The organism is Mesorhizobium calcicola (assembly GCF_042682105.1).
GTDB classification, from domain to species: domain Bacteria; phylum Pseudomonadota; class Alphaproteobacteria; order Rhizobiales; family Rhizobiaceae; genus Mesorhizobium; species Mesorhizobium calcicola.
In genome coordinates, this window is the sequence record NZ_JBHUGY010000058.1 from 62,078 (window position 1) to 82,781 (window position 20,704).

At 63.6% G+C, this 20,704-nt stretch carries 18 protein-coding genes and 3 pseudogenes; 18 read left to right on the forward strand and 3 right to left on the reverse strand.

The features are described from left to right. Positions 1-9 precede the first annotated feature (9 nt). Genes ACFSQT_RS31865 through ACFSQT_RS31875 form a run of 3 tightly spaced genes read right to left on the reverse strand, consistent with a single transcriptional unit; the run spans position 10 to position 2,742 of the window. Complete coding sequence (locus tag ACFSQT_RS31865; protein WP_379025582.1) at positions 10-975, reverse strand: PDR/VanB family oxidoreductase; 966 nt, start codon at positions 973-975, stop codon at positions 10-12. Further along, entirely contained in the window at positions 972-1,568 is a 597-nt protein-coding gene (locus ACFSQT_RS31870; RefSeq protein WP_379025584.1) for a dimethylamine monooxygenase subunit DmmA family protein, read from the reverse strand. The genes ACFSQT_RS31865 and ACFSQT_RS31870 overlap by 4 nt, the downstream gene beginning before the upstream one ends. A gap of 40 nt (positions 1,569-1,608) precedes the next feature. After that, positions 1,609-2,742 carry an aminomethyl transferase family protein gene (locus ACFSQT_RS31875; RefSeq protein ID WP_379025586.1) on the reverse strand — a complete coding sequence of 378 codons (1,134 nt, stop codon included), beginning with the start codon at positions 2,740-2,742 and terminating at the stop codon, positions 1,609-1,611. A 289-nt stretch (positions 2,743-3,031) separates the two neighbouring features. On the opposite strand from ACFSQT_RS31875, the gene ACFSQT_RS31880 reads away from it, so the two are divergent. The 18 genes and pseudogenes from ACFSQT_RS31880 to ACFSQT_RS31965 all read left to right on the forward strand — a co-directional run bounded on the left by ACFSQT_RS31880 (position 3,032) and on the right by ACFSQT_RS31965 (position 15,712). Then, on the forward strand, positions 3,032-3,319 hold the full coding sequence (locus tag ACFSQT_RS31880) for a hypothetical protein (protein WP_379025588.1): 288 nt from the start codon (positions 3,032-3,034) through the stop codon (positions 3,317-3,319). Between the two features lie 12 nt (positions 3,320-3,331). Continuing rightward, positions 3,332-3,709: a hypothetical protein gene (locus tag ACFSQT_RS31885; protein WP_379025590.1), complete on the forward strand. Its 378-nt coding sequence runs from the start codon at positions 3,332-3,334 to the stop codon at positions 3,707-3,709. 38 nt (positions 3,710-3,747) lie between these two features. Continuing rightward, entirely contained in the window at positions 3,748-3,903 is a 156-nt protein-coding gene (locus ACFSQT_RS31890; protein ID WP_379025592.1) for a hypothetical protein, read from the forward strand. 14 nt (positions 3,904-3,917) lie between these two features. Continuing rightward, positions 3,918-5,312 (forward strand): APC family permease, encoded by a 1,395-nt coding sequence (locus ACFSQT_RS31895; RefSeq protein ID WP_379021269.1) that lies wholly within the window; start codon positions 3,918-3,920, stop codon positions 5,310-5,312. Positions 5,313-5,357: 45 nt separating this feature from the next. Further along, positions 5,358-6,047 (forward strand): hypothetical protein, encoded by a 690-nt coding sequence (locus ACFSQT_RS31900; RefSeq protein WP_379021207.1) that lies wholly within the window; start codon positions 5,358-5,360, stop codon positions 6,045-6,047. After that, the gene (locus ACFSQT_RS31905) at positions 6,044-6,373 is read left to right on the forward strand and encodes a hypothetical protein (RefSeq protein WP_379021209.1); all 330 of its coding nucleotides are present in this window, start codon (positions 6,044-6,046) and stop codon (positions 6,371-6,373) included. The genes ACFSQT_RS31900 and ACFSQT_RS31905 overlap by 4 nt, the downstream gene beginning before the upstream one ends. Positions 6,374-6,457: 84 nt before the next feature. Further along, positions 6,458-7,354 carry a class II glutamine amidotransferase gene (locus ACFSQT_RS31910; RefSeq protein ID WP_379021211.1) on the forward strand — a complete coding sequence of 299 codons (897 nt, stop codon included), beginning with the start codon at positions 6,458-6,460 and terminating at the stop codon, positions 7,352-7,354. 4 nt (positions 7,355-7,358) lie between these two features. Then, positions 7,359-8,092: pseudogene (locus ACFSQT_RS31915) on the forward strand (GltB/FmdC/FwdC-like GXGXG domain-containing protein). Between the two features lie 117 nt (positions 8,093-8,209). Next, positions 8,210-8,845 (forward strand): glutamate synthase-related protein, encoded by a 636-nt coding sequence (locus tag ACFSQT_RS31920; RefSeq protein ID WP_379025594.1) that lies wholly within the window; start codon positions 8,210-8,212, stop codon positions 8,843-8,845. A gap of 32 nt (positions 8,846-8,877) precedes the next feature. Continuing rightward, a pseudogene (locus tag ACFSQT_RS31925) lies at positions 8,878-9,366 on the forward strand (glutamate synthase-related protein). Continuing rightward, the gene (locus ACFSQT_RS31930) at positions 9,363-9,515 is read left to right on the forward strand and encodes a hypothetical protein (RefSeq protein WP_379025616.1); all 153 of its coding nucleotides are present in this window, start codon (positions 9,363-9,365) and stop codon (positions 9,513-9,515) included. Before ACFSQT_RS31925 ends, ACFSQT_RS31930 begins: the two are co-directional and overlap by 4 nt. Beyond that, positions 9,505-10,872: pseudogene (glnT, locus tag ACFSQT_RS31935) on the forward strand (type III glutamate--ammonia ligase). The gene ACFSQT_RS31930 and the pseudogene glnT overlap by 11 nt, the downstream one beginning before the upstream one ends. 272 nt (positions 10,873-11,144) lie before the next feature. Beyond that, entirely contained in the window at positions 11,145-11,423 is a 279-nt protein-coding gene (locus tag ACFSQT_RS31940) for a hypothetical protein (protein ID WP_379025596.1), read from the forward strand. Positions 11,424-12,370: 947 nt separating this feature from the next. Further along, positions 12,371-12,514, forward strand: a complete 144-nt coding sequence (locus ACFSQT_RS31945) for a sarcosine oxidase subunit delta (RefSeq protein ID WP_379025598.1) — start codon at positions 12,371-12,373, stop codon at positions 12,512-12,514. Between the two features lie 126 nt (positions 12,515-12,640). After that, positions 12,641-13,576, forward strand: a complete 936-nt coding sequence (locus ACFSQT_RS31950) for a 2Fe-2S iron-sulfur cluster-binding protein (protein WP_379025600.1) — start codon at positions 12,641-12,643, stop codon at positions 13,574-13,576. Between the two features lie 815 nt (positions 13,577-14,391). After that, positions 14,392-14,652 (forward strand): hypothetical protein, encoded by a 261-nt coding sequence (locus ACFSQT_RS31955; protein WP_379025602.1) that lies wholly within the window; start codon positions 14,392-14,394, stop codon positions 14,650-14,652. A gap of 286 nt (positions 14,653-14,938) precedes the next feature. Continuing rightward, entirely contained in the window at positions 14,939-15,271 is a 333-nt protein-coding gene (locus tag ACFSQT_RS31960) for a hypothetical protein (RefSeq protein WP_379025604.1), read from the forward strand. An 81-nt stretch (positions 15,272-15,352) separates the two neighbouring features. Next, positions 15,353-15,712: a hypothetical protein gene (locus ACFSQT_RS31965; RefSeq protein WP_379025606.1), complete on the forward strand. Its 360-nt coding sequence runs from the start codon at positions 15,353-15,355 to the stop codon at positions 15,710-15,712. The last annotated feature ends 4,992 nt before the right edge of the window (positions 15,713-20,704 follow it).

Genomic DNA, 20,704 nt, shown 5'->3' on the forward strand with positions numbered 1-20,704 from the left:
GCTCGCCTCCTATCTTTCCAGCACCAGCGACCGGCCCTCGAAGCGCGACACGCACGGCATGATCTTGCAGCCCGAGCGGTGGTCTTCCTCGCTCAGCCAGTGGTCGTTGTGGATGAACTTGCCGTCATACGAGATGACATTGGTTTCGCACTGGCCGCAGACGCCGCCACGGCACAGATAGGGCGGATCGACGCCGGCCGCCTCGATCGCCTCGAGCAGGCTCTGCTGTTCGTCGACCCGGATCGTCTTGCCGCTGACGGCAAGCGTCACGTCGAACGGCAGGCCGGGCTGGGGCGCCGCGAAATGCTCGAAATGCACGGTCTCCGACGGCCAGCCCAGGGTGGCGGCGCGGTCGCGCACCCAGTTGATCATGCCGGCCGGGCCGCAGACATAGAGATGCGTGCCGAGCGGCTGCGACGACAACAGCCGGTCGAGTTCGATGCGCTCGTCAAGGTCGTCGTGATAGAGCCTGACGCGGCGGTCGTAACGCTCGCGCAGCACATCGGCATAGGTGCCGAGCGAGGCGGTGCGGCAGGTGTAATGCAGTTCGAAATTGCCGCCTTCGGCCGCCAACTGCGCGGTCTGCGCCATGAACGGCGTGATGCCGATGCCGCCGGCCAGCATCAGGTGTTTTTTGGCGCGCAGGTCGAGCGAGAACAGATTGACCGGATAGCTGACAACCATCTCATGGCCAGGCCTGACGCTCCTGTGCATGAACAGCGAGCCGCCACGGCCGACATCGTCGCGGCGCACGCTGATCGTGTATTCGCGCGTGTCGAGCGGCGAGCCCATCAACGAATAGGGGTTGAGCCGGGTGCGCTCGCCGTCGCGCATCTCGACCACGACATGGGCGCCGCCGGAAAAGGTCGGCAAAAGCTGGCCGTCGCGGCGGCGGAAATGGAAGCGGGTGACCAGATCGTTGACCGGGACGACATCGCTGACCACGACATCGAGTTTGGTGGTGCCGGTGCTCATCGGAAAATCTCCTCCATGGGAGGAATCTCGCTGCGGTCCTCGGCGTTGATACAGACGCCCTGAAAGGCGGCGATGCGCCTGGAGTAGTGATCGCGCACCAAAAGCAGCAGGCCGCAATGCGCACAGGTCGCCGGCTGCGTCGTCACGTTTTCGGTGATGCCCTTGCAGTGGACGCACTGCATGCGGCGCGCCAGCGAGCCGCGATGTTCGGTCTGGATCGAAGTGTGGTCGATGCCGGCTTCAAGGGCCACCTGCATGGCCTGGCCGATCAGGCCTTCGGTGCCGGAGAGATAGAGCCGCAGACCCATATGCGCATTGGCCAGCGTCTGCCTGAGCCGCGGCAGCAGGCTGGCAAAGGACGGCGCCTCGTGGACCTTTGCCGGCTTCAGCGCTTCGAGCGCGGCGCCATGCTTGCCGTCTGGGCCAGGAATGAAGACGATTTCGGCTCCGTCGAAAAACCCGGCCGGAGCTTTCCCGGCCATCTCCGCTATCGCCAGCGCGCCCTCCGCATCCGCCACGAAAAGGTGGTGCTTGCCGGGCTGTGGGGACAGGGTTCCGTAAACGGGCCGGCTGATGATGCTTTTGACTGCCATTCTCTCTTCGTGCCTCGAACCCCTCGCTGTCGACTATGCCTCAACCTTTCGCGGTGCGCTTGGTCTTCTTGGGATCGTCGAAGGGGAGCGGCTGCGCCGTCGCCTTGATCGAACCGCTCTTGTTGCGGATCTCCAGCTTGGTGTCCTTGACCGCGCAGTCGACGTCGAGCCGGGCGATGCCCATCGATTTCTCGACCAGCGGCGAATACATGGCGCATGTCACCACGCCGACCTTCTTGCCGTCGCGATAGACCGGCGCGCCCTCGTCGGCCGGCTCCTTGCCTTCGAGCAGAACGCCATAGATCTTGAAGCGCTCCTTGCCCTTGAGGCGGTAGTGCTCCTCGGCGCCACGAAAGCCGGTCTTGCCCGGGCTGACAGTGAAGTCGAGGCCAAGTTCCCACAGCGTGTCGCCAGGACCTTCATTGTCGAACGGGTATTTCTGCGAATTGTCGTAGGGATAGAACAAGAGGTAGCTTTCGACGCGTAGCATGTCGAGCGTGGTGAAGCGGCACGGAATGATGCCGGCGCTCTTGCCCTCGTCGAGGATCCTGTCCCAGATCGTGCCGGCATCCTGGCCACGGCAGAATATCTCGTAGCCGCGCTCGCCGGTGTAGCCGGTGCGCGAAATCATCACCGGGAAGCCGAAAAGCTGCGTCTGCATGTGATGGAAATAGTTGAGATCGCGGATGCCAGGCACATGCCTGGCCAGATAGTCGACCGATGTCGGGCCCTGCAGCGACAAATCGTGCAGATTGTCGTCGAAGCGCAATGAGACGTCGCGGCCGACGGACGCGCGCTGCAATTCCTCATGGCCGGTGCCGGAACCATGCACGACCATCCAGGAATTCGGTCCGGTGCGGTAGAGGATGCAGTCGTCGGTGAATTTTCCCGCCTCGTTGAGCATGCAGGCATAGGCCGACTTGCCGGGATAGATCTTCTCGACGTCGCGCGTCGTGGCGAGGTCGATCAGATGCGAGGCGTGCGGCCCGGTGATGTAGACCTTCTTGAGGCCGGAGACATCCATCAGGCCGGCCTTGGTGCGGATGGCGATGTACTCTTCGTCGGCATCCTTGTCGTAGGTCCAGGCGGTTCCCATTCCGCTCCAGTCTTCGAGCTTCGAACCAAGCGCGCGATGGCGATCCGCCAGGGTCGAAAATCTCCAGGATGCCGTCATCCGCTCGTCCTCCGTTTCGAAAAATCTTTTGCTGTTCCCTGCCCCCTGCGCGACGGCGGGAGCTTTGGCCGAATATTGACCGCAAACATTCGGGCGCCGCAATACCCATAAGCAATTAATTTCATTGTCAGGCAAATTTGTTGCACGAAGCAAACGGTTAACGCCGCGTAAATTCGCCTTGACAATTGCGGAATTCGGCCCGATTTTATGAAAAAAATTTCACTCTCTTGAAAGAGGGCGGCGCGTCCGGTGGATTCGGAACCGGGCGTCGGGAAAAGGGGAAAAACCGATGTCAGACCTGCAGCAGCGCATCGAAGCGCTGTACCGTTCCGATGTGCGCGGATCCGTGCTCCTGATCGTCTGCCTGTGGGCGACGATCCTCTTCGTCCTCCTGATGACGTGGCCGTACATCCCGAACATGGGGATCAGGGTGGTCGTCGCCGCCGCGGCCGCCGCCGTGCTGATCTTCAACACCGCGGCGATCCTGGCGATGGTCAATCACTACAAGGAAGACAAGGGCTTCATCTACGGGCTCGACATCAAGAACGCCGACGCGTTCCGCAACCGCAAGTCCTGAGGGGTAGAAGAGATGTCGCGCTACACACCGCCGGAGCAAGGCAAGTCCGGGCAGATTTTCGATATCGTCGTCGTCGTGGTCGCCATTTTCGTGGCGCTGTGGCTGCCGCTCAAGATGGGCCTCGCCGGTGCGGCGAAGTCCATCGACGCGCTCGACGCCAAGACCTGGGAAGCGCTTGGCCAGAACCCGACCATGGCCTCGATCTGGGAAAGGCTCGGCTACACACCCGACACCGCGCACGACATCATCCAGAACCGCTTCCATTATGTCATCGACTGGCCGACGCTGATCATCATGGCCGCGGTGCTGATCGGTTATTTCGTCTTCCTGTTCCGCGCCTCCGACCGCGAATATCGCGACGTCATCAACGAAAAATTCGACGACAAGTAGGAAATTTCCACGAATAATCGGGGGACACGATCATGTGGATGGCACTCTCTTACGCATGCTGGGGCATCTCGATCGTGCTCGCTTTGTGGATGCTCTACGACTGGTTCAAGGTCGACACGACCTTCTCCGAAGAGGTGCTGACCTCATCGCGCGAAGGCGAGCTTGAGGCCGTTTCCGAAAAACACCGTATCTGAGTGGGGATTGAACAATGACGGTCACGCTTGAACCGGCAATCCACGGGGACAGGGTTTCACTGCTCCGCGTACTTGGCCCGGCCCATGTCTGGGCGCTCGGCGTCGGCATCGTGCTGGTCGGCGAATTCACCGGCTGGAATTTCGCCGCCGACAAGGGCGGCGCGCTTGCCGCGCTGATCGTCTGCTGGGTCGTCGGATTGCTCTACACCTCGGTCGCGATGATCGATTCCGAGGTGACATCGACGGTGGCCGCCGCCGGCGGCCAGTATGCGCAGGCAAAGCACATTGTCGGGCCGCTGATGGCATTCAATGTCGCGTTGTTCCTGGTGTTTGCCTACACGATGCTCGAAGTGTCCGACGCCATCCTGCTTGGCGACACCATCGTCTCCAAGGCCGGCGTCGAAGGGCTCACCCACAATTCCTTCATCGCCGCCACCATCGTCGTGCTGGCGTGGCTGAACTATCGCGGCGTGCTGATGACGCTGAACGTCAACTTCGTCATCACCGCAATCGCCTATGTCTCGATCGTCATCCTGTTCTTCTCGGTCAGCCCGTGGACGCAGGGCGCCGTGCTGAAGCTCAACGAGCTGGTCACCCCCGAAAACGCCCTGCCCTATGGCTGGATCGGCGTCATCGCCGCCTTCCAGTTCGGCATCTGGTACTATCTCGGCATCGAGGGCACCACGCAGGCGGCCGAGGAAGTGCGCTCACCGGCCCGCTCGCTGCCCTATGGCACGATGGCCGGCATGATCACGCTTCTGATCGCCGCTGCCATGACCTGGTATGTCTGCGCCTCGATGATGCCGTGGGAATATCTGGGCATCACCTATTACCCGCTGTGGGACGCCGGCAGGCTGACCGGCAGCCCTCTGCTCGAGAACCTGCTGTTCATCGCCACACTGCTGGCTGCGCTTGCGTCGGCCAATGGCTGCATCAACGACGCGGCGCGCGCCTGGTTCTCGCTCGGCCGCGACCGCTATCTGCCGACCTGGTTCTCGGCCGTGCATCCCCGGTATCGCACGCCCTATCGCTCGATCCTGTTCCTGCTGCCGATCGCGCTCGCCTTCGCCTTCATCGCCGACCTCAACCAGGCGATCACCTTCTCGATCCTGTCGGGCGTGCTGCAGTACACGTTCATGAGCATCAACATCATCATGTTCAGGAAGAAATGGCCGCTCGGCTCGATCCGCCGCGGCTACACGCATCCGTTCCATCCGCTGCCGGCGATCGTGCTGTTCTGCCTGTGCGTGGTGACCTTCTTCGCCATCTTCCTCGGCTTCGGCTCGCAACTGATCGCCATGGTCGCCTTCTATTTCCTGATCTCGCTGTGGTTCCATTTCTACCGCTACAGATTCGTGCGGCGCGGCGATCAGTTCACCATGCCGTGGCCGAAGCCTCAGGGTTATTGATGGGAGTAGGCCCGTCCGAATCCCGGGCGGGCCTGGCATGACAAAATGTCCGAGGTGACGTCAGCACTCTTTGCCGGGGCAATTGTCCTGGCCCTCGTCCTTCACCTTGCCTGGCTGGCGCGCGCCAGCCGCAACAGGGCGTCAGCGGCGCTCGCCATCGACCATGCCGGCATCCGCACCGTCATTGCCGACGCAGCTGATGTTTCGGACGGCACCGCCGGTGTGGTCACCTGGGAAGGATCATGGAACGGCCGGCGCGTGCAGCTGCGCACCATCGTCGACACGCTGGCGACGAGAAAGCTGCCAACGCGCTGGCTGAGCATCTCGATCACCGAAAAGGTCGCGGTGCCCGGCACGTTCGACATGATGATGCGGCCGGGCTCGCCGACGACATTCTCCAATTTCGATCATCTCGACCACACGCTGCCGAAGGCCCCGGGATTTCCAGTCGAGTCCGTGCTGCGCACCGACCGCAGGGGCGCGCGTTTTCCCCAAGGCATCATCGCCAGTCATATCGAGATCTTCTCCGAAGGGCGCGCCAAGGAACTGCTGATCACGCCCAAGGGCATACGCATTGTCTGGCTGCTCGCGGAGGCCGAGCGAGCACGCTATGGCGTTTTCCGGCAAGCCGAATTTGGCGACGCAACACTTGATCCAGCGCTGGTCGAGAGACTGCTGATGTCGGTGTCGGCGCTGCGCGACGCCATCAACATAAGCGAACGGCAGGCCGCATGACCAATTCCGCCACCGACCCCACCCCTCCCAACCCGTATCTGGTTCTCGGCGCGGCAATCGCGCTGCCGGCAAGCGGACACGTCATTCTCGGCGTGCCGGTGCGCGGTCTGCAGTTCCTTTTCTTCACGGTGATCCTGGCATGGGTCACCGCCAAGATCGCACCACCCGACGCCAGCTTCGTCGGCCGTCATGCCGGCGGCTTCCTGATCTATGCGCTGTCGATCCTCGACGCCTACAGGATAGCCCGCATCCGCACCGCCAAATGGGTTCACAATGCCCGGCGGGGCAACGATAGTGCGCAGGGCGGCATTGAGCCGCATACGTAACTAGAGGAAAATTTTTTTCATGTGATTGAATTCGAGGGACTCATTCGATACATCATCGTCTAGCTGCAACATCGGGAGGCTGACATGTGTGGAATTGTCGGACTGTTTTTGAAGGACAAGGCGCTCGAGCCTCAACTCGGCTCGATGCTGTCGCAGATGCTGATCTCGCTCAGCGACCGGGGTCCGGACAGCGCCGGCATCGCCATCTATGGCGCGCCTTCCAGGAATGAGGCCAAGATCACCATCCAGTCGGCCAAGCCGGAACGCGATTTCCGCGGCCTCGAGGCCGAACTCGCCAAGGCTATCGGCACGCCGGTGACGATCGCGGTGAAATCAACCCATGCGGTGGTCAGGACCACGCCTGCCAAGATCGACGAGGCGCGCGAAGCCATCCAGGCGCTGCGCCCCGATATCCGCATCATGGGCACCGGCGACGTGGTCGAGATCTACAAGGAGGTCGGCCTGCCGGAGGCGGTCGTCGATCGCTTCGACGTTCGCAAGATGACCGGCACGCATGGCATCGGCCACACCCGCATGGCAACGGAATCGGCGGTGACGACGATGGGCGCGCATCCGTTCTCGACCGGCGCCGACCAGTGCCTGGTGCACAACGGCTCGCTGTCCAACCACAACAACGTCCGCCGCGAACTAATCCGCGAAGGCATGACCTTCGAGACCGAGAACGACACCGAGGTCGCGGCCGCCTATCTCTCGTCGCAAATGGCGCATGGCAAGAATCTCGGCGAGGCTCTCGAGGGCACGCTCAGCGACCTCGACGGCTTCTTCACCTTCGTCGTCGGTACAAAGAACGGTTTCGGCGTCGTGCGCGACCCGATCGCCTGCAAGCCCGCCGTCATGGCCGAGACCGACCAGTATGTCGCCTTCGGCTCGGAATATCGCGCGCTGACCAAACTGCCCGGCATAGACAATGCGAGGGTCTGGGAACCCGAGCCCGCAACCGTCTATTTCTGGGAGCATTGAATTCATGCCGGCAACCAAGCTTTCAGAGACGGTCGTGCACGACCAAGCCTCTCGGGTCTTCGATCTCGATCAGATGTCGTTGCGCGAACTCAACCAGGCGCTCCACAATTTGACGCCCGGCTCGAATGAAACGGCATGGGAAGTCCTCAACCCGAAAGGCAACCATTCGGTCGCCGTCGGCGTCGACCAGCCGATCACCATCGATGTACGCGGCAGTGTCCGGCTATTATTGCGGCGGCATGAATTCCGGCAGCGCCATCACCGTGCATGGCTCCGCAGGACCCGGCGTCGGCGAGAACATGATGTCGGGTTCGATCACAGTCAAAGGCGATGCCAGCCAGTATGCCGGCGCCACCGGCAAGGGCGGGCCTGCTGGTCATCGAGGGCAATGCGTCGTCCGCGCTGCGGCATCTCGATGAAGGGCATCGACATCGTCGTGCACGGCAATATCGGCCACATGTCGGCCTTCATGGCGCAGTCCGGCAATCTGGTGGTGCTGGGCGATGCCGGCGACGACGCTGGGCGATTCGATCTACGAGGCGCGGCTCTTCGTGCGCGGCAAGGTCGACAGCCTCGGCGCCGACTGCATAGCCAAGGAGATGCGTGGCCGACATCTGGAATTGCTGCAAGGCCTGCTCGACCGCGCCGGCGTCACCGGGCGTCAAGGCGGCGGAATTCACGCGCTACGGCTCGGCGCGCACGCTCTACAATTTCAATATCGACAACGCCGACGCGTAATTGAGGCAGCATGACCTACAGGAACCCGCCGACGACGCCCGCGCAAATCCGCGACCTTCGACGACTACACGCTTTCTGAAATCCGCCGCGCCGCGGCGACCGGCATCTACGATATCCGTGGCGCCCGGCGCCAAGCGCAAGCTGCCGCATTTTCGACGACCTACTGTTCCTCGGCGCCTCGATCTCGCGCTATCCGCTCGAAGGCTATCGCGAGCGCTGCGACACCAGCGTCGTGCTGGGGCTCGCGCCACGCCAAGAAGCCCGATCGAGCTGAAGATCCCGATCACCATCGCCGGCATGAGCTTCGGCTCGCTGTCCGGCCCTGCCAAGGAAGCGCTCGGACGCGGCGCGACCCTGTCGGGCACCTCGACCACCACCGGGCGACGGCTGCGCATGACCGAGGAAGAGCGCGGCCATTCGAAGACGCTGGTCTACCAGTACCTGCCGTCGCGCTATGGCATGAACCTGCGCGACCTGCGCCGCGCCGATGCGATCGAGGTTGTTGTCGGCCAGGGCGCCAAGCCCGGCGGCGGCGGCATGTTGCTCGGCCAGAAGATTTCCGACCGCGTCGCGAAATGCGCACCTGCCCAAGGGCATCGACCAGCGCTCGCCTCGCGCCATCCCGCACTGGACCGGTCCCGACGATCTCGAGATCAAGATCCTCGAACTGCGCGAAATCACCGACTGGGAAAAGCCGATCTACGTCAAGGGTCGGCGGCGCCCGCCCCTACTATGACACAGCGCTTGCGGTGAAGGCCGGCGCCGATGTCGTCGTCGTCGATGGCATGCAGGGCGGCACGGCCGCCACGCAGGAAGTGTTCATCGAAAATGTCGGCCAGCGCGACGCTCGCCTGCATCAGGCCGGCGGTTGCAGGCGCTGCAGGATCTCGGCATGCACCGCAAGGTGCAGTTGATCGTCTCCGGCGGCATCCCGCAACGGCGCCGATGTCGCCAAGGCGCTGGCGCTCGGCGTCGATGCGGTCTCGATCGGCACGGCGGCGCTGGTCGCGCTCGGCGACAACGATCCGCGCTGGGAAGCCGAGTACAACGAGCTCGGCACCACCGCCGGCGCCTATGACGACTGGCACGAGGGGCGCGACCCGGCCGGCATCACCACGCAGGACCCGGAACTGATGAAGCGCGTCGATCCGGTCGCCGCCGGGCGCCGGCTGGCGAACTATTTGAAGGTGATGACGCTGGAAGCTCAGACTATCGCCCGCGCGTGCGGCAAGAACAGCTGCACAATCTCGAACCCGAGGACCTCGTCGCATTGACGATCGAGGCAGCCGCCCATGGCTGGCGTGCCGCTGGCCGGCACCAACTGGATACCGGGGAAGAACGGCTTCTGATCAACGAAGGGCCGAAGCCCGCACGCTCTGGGGCAACGATCGACAAAAAAATGGGGAACTTCCGTGACAGCTGATCTTGCAGAATCGCAAGGGCGAAAAACGTCAAATATTTCATGATTTCCTACACCGACCTGTCGGTGGCCAGCGTGCCAAGCTGCTGGTGCCGGCGCAGGCCATCGCCGACATGCAAAGGACGTGCTGGTTTTGCGGGGTTCGCCACCTGGCTCATCTCACGCGGCGCATCCCGACATGCTGGCGGTGCCGGACCCGGATTCGGTGATCCAGTTGCCTGTGGAAACCTGATGTCGCCTGGGTCGCCGCCAACTGCATCATGGACGACAAGGAAGTCGACCAGGCGCCGCGCAACACGCTGAAGCGGCTGATCGCCGAGGCGCCAGCGACGGGCATGCATGGTCCAAGACCGGCGTCGAGGCCGAGTTTTCTCATCTCGCGGACGGCAAGACGATCTCCGACGATACGAACACCGCGTCGAAGCCGTGCTATGATCAGAGCAAGCGGTGATGCGTCGCTACGATGTCATCGCGAGATCTGCGACACACATGCTGGCGCTCGGCTGGGGCGCCTAGCCAGAACGACCATGAGATGCCAACGGCCAGTTCGAGATGACTGGGCCTTCGACGATGCGCTCGCCACCGCCGACAAGCACTCCTTCTCAAATTCATGGTCAAGTCGATCGCGGAGAAGAGCATTGGGCCTGCGCGCGACCTTCATGCCCAACACCCTTTCAGGGTGACTGACGGCAATGGCTGCCATGCCCATTATCTCGGTGTGGGACAAAGCCGCTAAGACCAACGTGTTCGCCGACAATCGATGGAGCTCGGCCTGTCGGCCAAGGCAAGAATTTCCTCGGCGGCATCATGAAGCATGCCTCGGCACTGGCACGCGATCACCAACCGACCGGCGTCAATTCCTACAAGCGCATTCAACGCGCCGCGCACCATTTCGGGGCGCGACCTGGGCACGAAACACGGTGACCTGGACCGGTAAACAACCGCACTCACATGGTGCCGTGCCTGGCCCCGGCCGCTTCGCGAACTGCGACTGCCCGACGGTCGACGCCCACCCCTATCTCGCTGCACGCCAGCTGCTATCATCGCCGCCGGCCTCGACGGCATCCGCTCGAGGCGGATCCGGCACAGCGCTACCGACACTCGACATGTCACCAGCACGGGCATACGCGTGAGGGCGCGCCAAAGTGCCGCTCAACCTGCTCGCGCCTTGCGCGAGTGTCGACAAGGACAAATCGCTGAAGGCGGCGCTGGGTGAGGAATTCTCTCGTCGGCCTACCTAAAGCTGAAGCACACAGGAATGGAAATTCCTATGCTCGCACTTCACGCAATGGAGCGCGACCACACGCTGGATATAGTAGGCGCATGTCGGACCGAAAGTGTGAAACGGTTTTCGGACTAAATCCGATGCGTAGAAGGGTCCCAGCACGGTCGCGAGCGACCTCGGAATGAACGTATGAAATACTCCGATCTTCTCGCTCGCCCGCGCGCCCTGTCCGGCCCATAAGAACTGGCAGCGCCACTGGCGCGATGATGCCAGCCCGAAGGATCCGCTACGACGTGGTGGTCATCGGCGGTGGCGGCCATGGGCCTGGCCACCGCCTGGTTCCGTGGCAGCGAATACGGCATCCAGGAATGTCGCCGTGCTGGAAAAGGGCTGGATCGGCTCCGGCAATGCCCGGCCGCAACACCACCATCATCCGCTCCAATTACGGTCTGCCCGGAACAATCGGCTTCTACGAATTGTCGATGAAGCTGTGGGAGCGGATGGAGCAGGACCCTCAACTATGCAAACGCCTATGGGTCAGCCAGCGCGGCGTCATCAACCTCTACCATTTCCGACGCGCAGCGCGACGCCTATGCGCGCGCGGCAACACGATGCGAGCGCATCAACGGCATCACGATGCGAGCTGCTCGACCTCGCCGCGGTCAAGAAGAGATACCGTTCTCTGAAACTTCGACAATGCGCGCTTTCCCGTGCAAGGCGGGCTCTCTGCAGCGTGTCGTGGCGGCACGGCGCGCCATGACGCGTGGTCTGGGGCTACGCCCATGCGCGCAGGCGCTTGGCGTCGACCATCATCACAGAACTGCGATGTGACCGGCTTTAGCCGCGACGCCAGCGGCCAAGGTGCCGCGTCGAGACCTCGCGCGGCAAGAATCGGCCGCCGGCAAGGTCGGCATGGCGGTCGCCGGCAGTACTCGCGCGTCGTCGGCGAGGGACCTCGGACCTGCGCCTGCCACGATCGAGACGCCATGTGCTGCAGGCCGTCGTCGCCGAGGCGGAAGTCAAGCGCGCTCATCCCTGCGTGTCGATGACCTGTCTGGCGCCTGCATTTGCACTACGTCAGCCAGTCGGACAAGGGCGGGCCTCGTCTTTCGGCGGCGACATAGACGCTGACAATTCCTACGCTCCACGCGCGTTGCTAAACAACATGCACCGTGGCACCAATGCCCACGTGATCGGCAGTGACGTACTGCGAGGGGCGGCATGGCGCTGATGCGATGATCTGTGGCCGCGTGCCGCCTGCTGCGACCAGCGTGGGGCTGGCATCATGGACTGTCGATGGACGGCCTCGCCGATCATCGCACAAGACGCGCGCGAGTCGACGGGCTCTACCTCAAACGCCGGCTGGTGCTATGGCGGCTTCAAGGCGACGCCGAGGCTCAGCGCCTTGTCTTTGCCCATCTGCTGCCGCGATGAGCCGCCACGAGCCAAGAAAGCCGCACGGTTCCGCCTCGTTTCATCGCTTCCGGATGGTGCGATGATCGACGAGAAGGGCCAGGGGCGTTTCCAACCGAACCTGCACTGAGGACGGACAGGAACACCATGCGCATTGTCTGTCCTTCTGCGGCGAACGCGAGGAACTCGGCGAGTTCACCTATCTCGGCGACGCAAGCCGGTGCGGCCGGCGGCCGGCGCCTCGGAAGACGAGGTCTTCGACTATGTATCCTACGCGCGCGACAATGTCGCCGGCGAGACCAGCGAGCACTGGTACCATGGCGGCCGCTGCGGTCTGGCTGAAGATCAGGGCCGCACACGCTGACGCACGAGATTTCTTCGGTTGAGCCGGCGGGCCGGCGCCGGTGCAAGGCAGGCCGCGAAATGAATTTTCGTGTCGAAGTCCGCGCTGCCCCCTCGCATTCATCGAACCCACGGAAGGCCGGCAGTCGTGACGTCCAGCCAATCCCATCGCCTCGCGTCCGGCGGCCTCGTCGACCGCTCGGCGCCACTGAGCTTCCGCTTCGACGGCAAGACTTTCTCCGGCTTCCAGGGCGACACGCTGGCCTCGGCGCTGATCGCCAATGGCGATTCAAGCTGTGTCGCGCCGCTCGTTCAAAATACCATCGCAGCCCCGCGCGGCATCCTCACCGCCGGTCGGAAGGAGCCCAACGCGCTGGTCGAATTGCGCACCGGTGCGAGGCGCGAACCGAACACGAGGCGACCACGGCAGAGCTCTATGAGGGGGCTGAGGCCGCCAGCCCAGAACCGCTGGCCGTCGCTGCGCCACGATGTGATGTCGGTGAACAGCTGTTCGCGCCGATCTTCGTCGCGGCTTCTACTACAAGACTCATGTGGCCGGCCAAGTTCTGGGAAGCGATCTACAGCCGGCGATCCGCCCGCACTGCTCGCCGTGTCTCGGCCGGGCCGCGGGCGTTGCGATTCCCGACCATTACGACAAGGCGTGGCGCATTGTGATGTGCTGATCGCCGGCTCAGGCCCGACCGGCTGGCCGCGGCCTTGGCTGCCGGCCGCAGTTGGTGCCCGCGTCAATCCTGGGCGAGGAGGATTTTCGCCCGGCGGCGCCTGCTCTCGGATGGCGGCACGATCGACGGCCTGCGGCAGCCGAATGGCTTTCGCGGACGCGTGGCCGAACTGGCGGCAATGCCGACGTCCGCATCATGACCCGCACGACGTGTTTGCGGGCTCTATGACGGCGGCACCTATGGCGCGATCGAGCGGGTCAGCGACCACCTGCCCTCGCCGCTCGAGCATCAGGTGCCGGCCAGCGGCTGTGGCGGGTCGTGGCCAGGCGCTCGCGTGCGTGCGCGGCCGGCGCCATCGAACGGCCCCGATCGTCTTTGCCGGCAACGACACGCGGGCGTGATGATGGCGTCAGCCATGCGGACCCTATGTCGCGCGCTATGCGGCAACGCCGGCGAAACGCGTCGCGCTGTTCTACCAACAATGAGGATGCGCTGCGCGCACGGTCGAGACAGCGCTCGGCGCCGGATTGCAATCGCGCGGCGGTGATCGACGCGCGATCGCGATGTGTCGCCCGCACCATCGCTCGCTCGCCTCCAGGGTGGACTTCCCGGTGCTGCACGGCTCCGTGAGCGGCCAGTCGATGGCGGCAAGGACGGCGGCAAAAAGATCGCGGTGTCGCTGACCGGCGGCGCGCGCGCGCGAAGTCGAAGCCGACGCGGCGTTGCCGTTGCCGCGGGCGGCTGGAACCCCGGCGGTTGGGTCTCTGACCTCCTACCGCCTCTACCAGTCCCGGCCGGCCGAAATGGCGCGATAACATCGCCGCTTTCGTGCCCGACGGGGCGCACCTCCCGGCGCGCTCCGCCTATGTCGCCGCCGGTGCCGCAACGGCGCCTTCGGGCCATCGGTGCCTGCCTGGCTGAAGGATTTGCAGCGCGCAGCCGCCGCGCTCGACGCCGGGCACAGCGGCAAGGCGGGCCACGGCTCCTGTCGCCGACGACGACGAGGCGTGCCATCTCCAGCTCACGCCGCTCTGGCATGTCGTCGGCAAGGGCAAGGCCTCGTCGATTACCAGACACGACGTGACGGCGTCCGACATCGAACTGGCGCAGCGCGAAGCTTGAATCGGTCGAGCATCTGAAGCGCTACACACGACCGCACTAGGACATCCGACCACGGACCAGGCAAGACCAACTGAGATGTCGCGGCCTCGCCATCATGGCGGCGGTTAGCGGCTCGGATCCATTCCCAGAGACGGAACTGCACGACGATCTACCGGCCTCCTATACGTGCCCGTCGCGAGTCGGCGCTCTTCGCCCGGCCATCACCGTCGACGAGACATCCCATGCGACGCGGCTGACGCCGTCGCATCACGTGGCGGCGAGCAAGGGGCTGTTCCTGTCGCTCGACACCGGCGCTGTGGAAGCGCGCGCAGTGGTATCCCGCGCGCAGGCGAGAAGGACTGGCTGGACTCGGTGACGCGAGGTCATGGCAGTGCCGGTGGCGTCGGGTTCTGCGATTGTCTCGACACTGGGCAAGATCGACGTGCACGGTCCGGATGCCGGCCGCCTTCCTCGACCGCGTCTACATCAACACCTTCTACCAATCTCGCCGTCGGCAAGGCCCGCTACGGGCTGATTGCTGCGCGAGGACGCATGGTCTATGACGACGGCACCACATCGCGGCTGGCGGAGGATCACTATTCCTGACACACCACCACCGCCAAGGCCGGGCTGGTGATGCAGCACCTCGATTCTGCCGGCAGGTGCTGTTCAGCGAATTCGACGTGCAGCTGACCTCGGTCTCCGACCAGTGGGCGCAATTCTCGATCGCCGGCGCCGAAGACCCGACCTGCTCAAGGAGATTGTCCGATCCGGCCGAGGACCTGTCCAACGAGGGCTTTCCGTTTCATGGGCGCGCGCAAAGTCGCTTGCGCGGCGGGCATCAAGGCGCGGCTGTTCCGCATCTCCTCTCCCGGCGAGATGGCGTTCGAGATTTCCGTGCCGGCACGCTTCGGCGCATGCCATGGCGCGCAAATCTGATGCTGGCCGGCGCGCCATTCGGCGTCACGCTTACGGCACCGAGGCGCTCGGCGTGATGCGCGTCGAAAAGGGTCACATCGCCGGACCGGAACTGAGCGGTACGACGACCGCTGCCGAACATCGGTCTCGGCAAGATGATGTCGACCAAGAAGGATTCGTCGGCCGCGTCATGGCCGGGCGCGAAGCGCTGGTCAGCGCCGGATCGGCAGGTCGTGGTCGGCATCAAGCCGACCGACAAGGCACGCCGCTTGCGCTCCGGCGCGCACATCATCCGCATAAGGGCAGAGCACCAGCGACGGGCAACGACCAAGGGCTACGTCACCTCGGTCTGCTTCTCGTCCGACAATCATGACCAATGGCTAGGGCTCGGCCTTGTCACGAACGCTGGCGCGTCGCGCGCATCGGCGAGATCGTCACATGCGCATGATCCGCTGCGTCGGGCAGATGGACTGACGACGACGTCGAACTGTGCAATCCCGTCTTCTACGATCGGATGAGCGGCGCCAGCGTGGCTGAGTTGTTCCTGGATTTTCCCCGGCATCCAGTCCGCTCGAGCCATGCGCGCTGTCGCCGCGCACGCATGGTGGCGCGCCGCCTCGCTCTGGCTGTCGAGGCCGGTTCGTGTCGTTGATCTCGAGATCTCGCAATTCGACCTGGTCGGTGAGTGACGCGGCGCGCGGCAACAGCGCAGTCAGATGCTGGTCAAAGGCGGCAAAGCCCATTTCGCGTGGTAGCGCCGGATGCGCCAGAAGGCAATGACCAAGCCTCGGACGCCACGCGTGAGATCGCGTCCGGGCCGGTATATACAGCTTTTTCGTTCTGTCGAAGTGCGCGGCACTGGCAAGCACATGTCATGTACACGCTGCGGCGCGGCCTTGTCGCCGGGGCCCTGCCTCGCGTCGGACCGAGGATCGCGAGCTCATAGCCGCGCCTGGATCAGCATCTCGGGCGCCAATGGCGCAGCAGCATGCTGGCCACAACTTGCGTCGATCGAGCCTGCACGCGGCGCGATTCCCGTGTTGGCAGCGGCCGCGCACCTCGACTGGACCACCACCAGCGTTCACGCTCGGTGGCGCGGCGGCGACGATCGGCCGGATGGCAGAGCCGTGTTCACCTGCTGGTGTTTAGCGACCTGCTTTCGCCGAAGCCTGTGGTGCACACGATGCTCGACGCGGCCGGCGCGAGTAAGTGATGGCGTGACGATCGTGCAGATATTTTCGGAGGAGTCGCGTCACGCGCTGCACACGCGGTCACGCGTGCCGCCCGCACTACCTCGCCTTGCCATAATCCGGCCTTGCTGCCTATTCTTGCTGCTAGTTCAAATGTTTACACACAGGCAACTTGTGTCTCGAACAATGTCTCGAAACGCAGGCTTTGAAGATGAGCCAGTCGCCCTACCTGCAATCGCCGCGAACCGACCCGCGAGCGACAAGCCGTATCCTGCGCGCACTCCCGGGCTCATCGCGTGCCGCCGGCTGCCCGCCGGCCTCGATGCCAGCGTTACACGATTCCACCCGCGGCACTCGGTCGCGGTGATCGTACTGAGGTCGGGTTCGCTCACGAGGCTGGCGATACGCATCAGACGCCGTGCGCATGTCGAAGGCACGGCCAGGCACTGACAGGGGCCTGCTCGCACTGACAGGGTGCCTGTGCATGGAAAGGCGAACACCCTGGATAGCTGTGCTGCACCATAACTGTATCGGCGATCACCCGACGCTACGCTGGCTGGTGATAGCAGTGCCGAGGTGCGGGCCGTGCTGCGCCGCTGTCGCGGGCATCGAGCTTGCGCACCGCAGGCGTTCCGCACACACTGGTGGCGGCCCTGAGGCGCGGGTGGAGGACGTGTTATGCGACTAGGCGCATGAATGAGGCGTTCTTCCGCTCGATGCTGGCCGAGCACACTCGTACGAGCTGACGCTGCTCGTTCGGCTCTATCGAGTGTGTGTGCATGCGCACGGCAGACGGGTTGGCAGAGATGGCGCAACGAGAGGATGCTGCGCAGGCGCGGAACAGAGCTGTGCCGGCGGGCGCACGTGACGCGGCGGGCTGGGTGGGCGGCACGTGGCCGGCGAGCCTTTACGCACCACATCTGCGCCTGAGGGCCAGTGGTTGAGGTGAGCAGCGAGTGCGCACGCGTGCGCGAGCCAGGTGCTAGTGTTAGCGCCACCGTGTGTTGTTCGGGCGCATGCAGGCGGGTGCAGGCGCGAGCGGGCGCTGGGCCTGTTCATCAATACGACGACCTGCTGTGTGCGGTCGCTTGACTTAGGACGGCATGCGTCTGTCCCTCCTTTCTATTTCCATGTCTCTCTCTCTCGGCGTTTAGTATTTTCCTTCGTGTTTCTTCGCTTGTGCTGACGTGTCGAGTATCCTTTTATCTCTTCCGATCTGCGAGGCGAGCCGTGACGCACACGCACGCGCGGGGCTTCCCGGAGGCTGCTGGCGACCAACGAGCATGCCTCGGCCGGCGAGCTGAAGGAGCAGCGCACTAACGCTGCAGCGGCGCGTTGCTGGGCCTACCGGCGCGCCGCTGTTCAGCGCGTCTGTTGAACTACCGCACCACAACACGCCGGCGGCATGGCGGCTCGGCGAACGGATGATATCGCTGTCGGCAGGTATCTGGCTGGTGCGGGGAGGAACGACATTCCAACTATCCGCTGTGACCGCTGTCGATTAGAGGATTATGGCGAGCGCGCATTCGCCTCACCGCACACCGGTGGTGGGAGCACTGGTTCTCTGCGGGAGCGGGTGCGTAGCGGCGCTGTACAGGCAGCGGGTCGCTCGAGCAATCGGGCGGCATCTATGGCGCTGGTAGCAGTGCTGCCCCTAGTATCAGCTACGGTGCGCGGAGCTCGACATCCCTGCCGGCCGAGGCGACGCGATCCTACCTTTGAGGCAGCTGAACCGGACGGACGCGGCCTATCCGCTGGATCTTTGCACGTCCGAGCTGAGCGCTGTGTCGACGCACACAGCAGTGAGCACGCCAGAGACGACCCACACACCAGAGGCACTCAGTCGCGCAGTGCTGCATTAGCCAGAACGAGACGCAGTGAGCTCCCTGTGAGCTCTGGCGAACTCAACGCGCGTGGCAACCGGCTGGCCCATCATACTGATCGGCCTCGGGGGTGAAGCCCAGGCGACCGCATTGCACGACAATGCTGGACGCGCTCCAGTCAGCCTTTGTTTTCTTGGTGTGCCGCGTTCCCTCTATTAGCCCTTCGGCCACTCCCAGGCTGACGGCCACGGCGCCGCGTCGCTTGGTGGCCAGTAGGCGATCCGAAGGCGGGCGAGTTATGTGCCGATCGCACCACACGCGCTCTTCCCTGCGCGACCAGGAATGGCTGATTGCCGATTGTGCAGCACGCCTCAGTGCTCAGCGAGAGTTGGCGGGTGATGATGTCACTGCGACTTGGAGTACGGCCCCAATCCCTGTTTTTGTGACCCATTTGAGCCGTCTGATGACCGGCGAATCCGGGGTCCAGTCATTGATCCGGCCTGGTATTGCACATGCGCACGAGCCGCCGCTTACGTGAGTGTACACCCGGCTCGAACCGCTCACTCACCCTCCCAGAGCGCGAGTTGTTGTGCTCATCAACGGGCTGTACAACCGGCTGCGTGCATCAACAATGATCAATGCGCAGTCGGCTCAATGACTCGTAGTGGCGTGGAGGTGGCAATCCTGCGTTTGAATATCAAGTACAACTGGAGAGTGTGGCTCCGCTGCTACACAGGTGCTCAAGCCATGATAGTTCTGTAAGTCTCCTACACGCATGACGCTGCAGCTCAGTAGCGGTTCTGCGCATGCTGTCAGCAGACACCGCATTAGGGTCCTGGCATTGACCACAGCACGAGGTTGTTCGCAGCCACGAGCGCTGATGATTGAGGGCCGGTGCCTGCTGGCGCGCTGTTTGTACGACTTTGCTATATGGTCAGGCGGCAGGCACGATCTGCGGTTGAGTGGTGTGACAGCAGTGTAGCTCGGGTTGTGAGCCTCTGGACAGGAACGGACCACAGCATCTAGCTGCACTGCTACTGGCCCGCACTGAAACGACCGACACACTTTGCGGGACCTAGTCTGCGAGTGGCATCTATCCGCGATTATTGATGCGCACATTCCCGCCGCCGCCCATCCGACTTTCGGTCGCGGCCGATCGCGAACCACCGGTGCCGGGTGTACCTTCGGTGGACGCGCTCATGGCCAGCCGGTTCGCGTTCGAGGGCGCTGTGGAGTGAGCTCCCATATCGGCGGGGCGCGGGGTCGAGTCGGCGCGCGGTCGCTACGTCTCAACACGCGCAGCTGACGCGGACGCGGTCTCCACTGGCCGACCCGTTACGGCGGCGTAGCGGGCCGCCGCATGTACAAGCTGCAGGCGATCTTGCGCCCGCTTACCTGCCGGACGGCACAACCTGCGAGTTTTGGGCCGCACACGACGACCAGCGTGAATAGATCCGCGGCTGTAACTCGCATCGAGTCCGGTGCGAGTATATCGCCGCGCGGCTTTTGCGAGCACGCACTGGAGGTGTGCGCTGAGGCTGCGGTGGTGGTGGCGCACACGAGATCGCGTCCGGCACGACAGCGGCTCGTCGCCTATGTTGTGGCGAAGCCGCACGGAAGGATCCGGACGAGGCTGATGGCGGTGGAGCTGCGGCGCGTGGTGCAGGGCCATCATCTCAGTCGTCTGCGGCCGGACTACGAGGGTGCCATCGGCGCTTCGTTGCGGTGGGAGCGACGCTGCCGCTGATGCCGCGAGACGGTAGAGCTCGACCGCGAGTGCCGACTGCCTATCGTCGCGGCCGTGATGAGAGGTGTACTCGTGACGATGCCGTTATGCGCACGGCGGGCCTACGAGGCGCGCGCGGCGCGAGTCACGAGACGGAGATCCACGCGCCCCACTGGGCCGGGACTTGGTGCAAGAATGCTGACTCGTGAGTCGAGCGGAGTCGGCCGCCACGTACCACTTGTCTTCGAGCTCGTGCGGCCTACTTCGCTGCGTGGCGGTGCAGTTGCTCGGTCGAACGCCGCGCACGATTGGGCTGAAGTGTTAGCGACTTGCTGCCGATTCTCTTCTCAAGCCCCTGTTCTGAAGGAACTCGCATCAAAGATGTCATTTCAGGCAGAACAGCCAGCTGTTCGGTAAGCTGATTTGTCGCAGTTCAGGCTAACGTGATCAGCACAGACCCTACCGCTCGCTCATCTTTGTGTCCCTACCAGGGTTCGCGCCGATCTGTCCTATGTCTCAGGTTTGGCTTGGAGGGAAAATGGACGTGTAGACTGTCCGCATCTACGCTCATGCCTGATAGGCCGCTGTCAATGCGACGGGAGTTTGTCCCCTACAGAACTCTGAAAGAATACGCGCGGACGGTGATGAGTGATCTCTGCGCACGATTAGAGAGATCCAGCCACGGAGGTCCATGATCGACTGTGTGCTGGATACTCATCAGGTGCAATCTGGCTTATGCAATTGCCCTCCTAGTTCACTTGCTGTGATTGG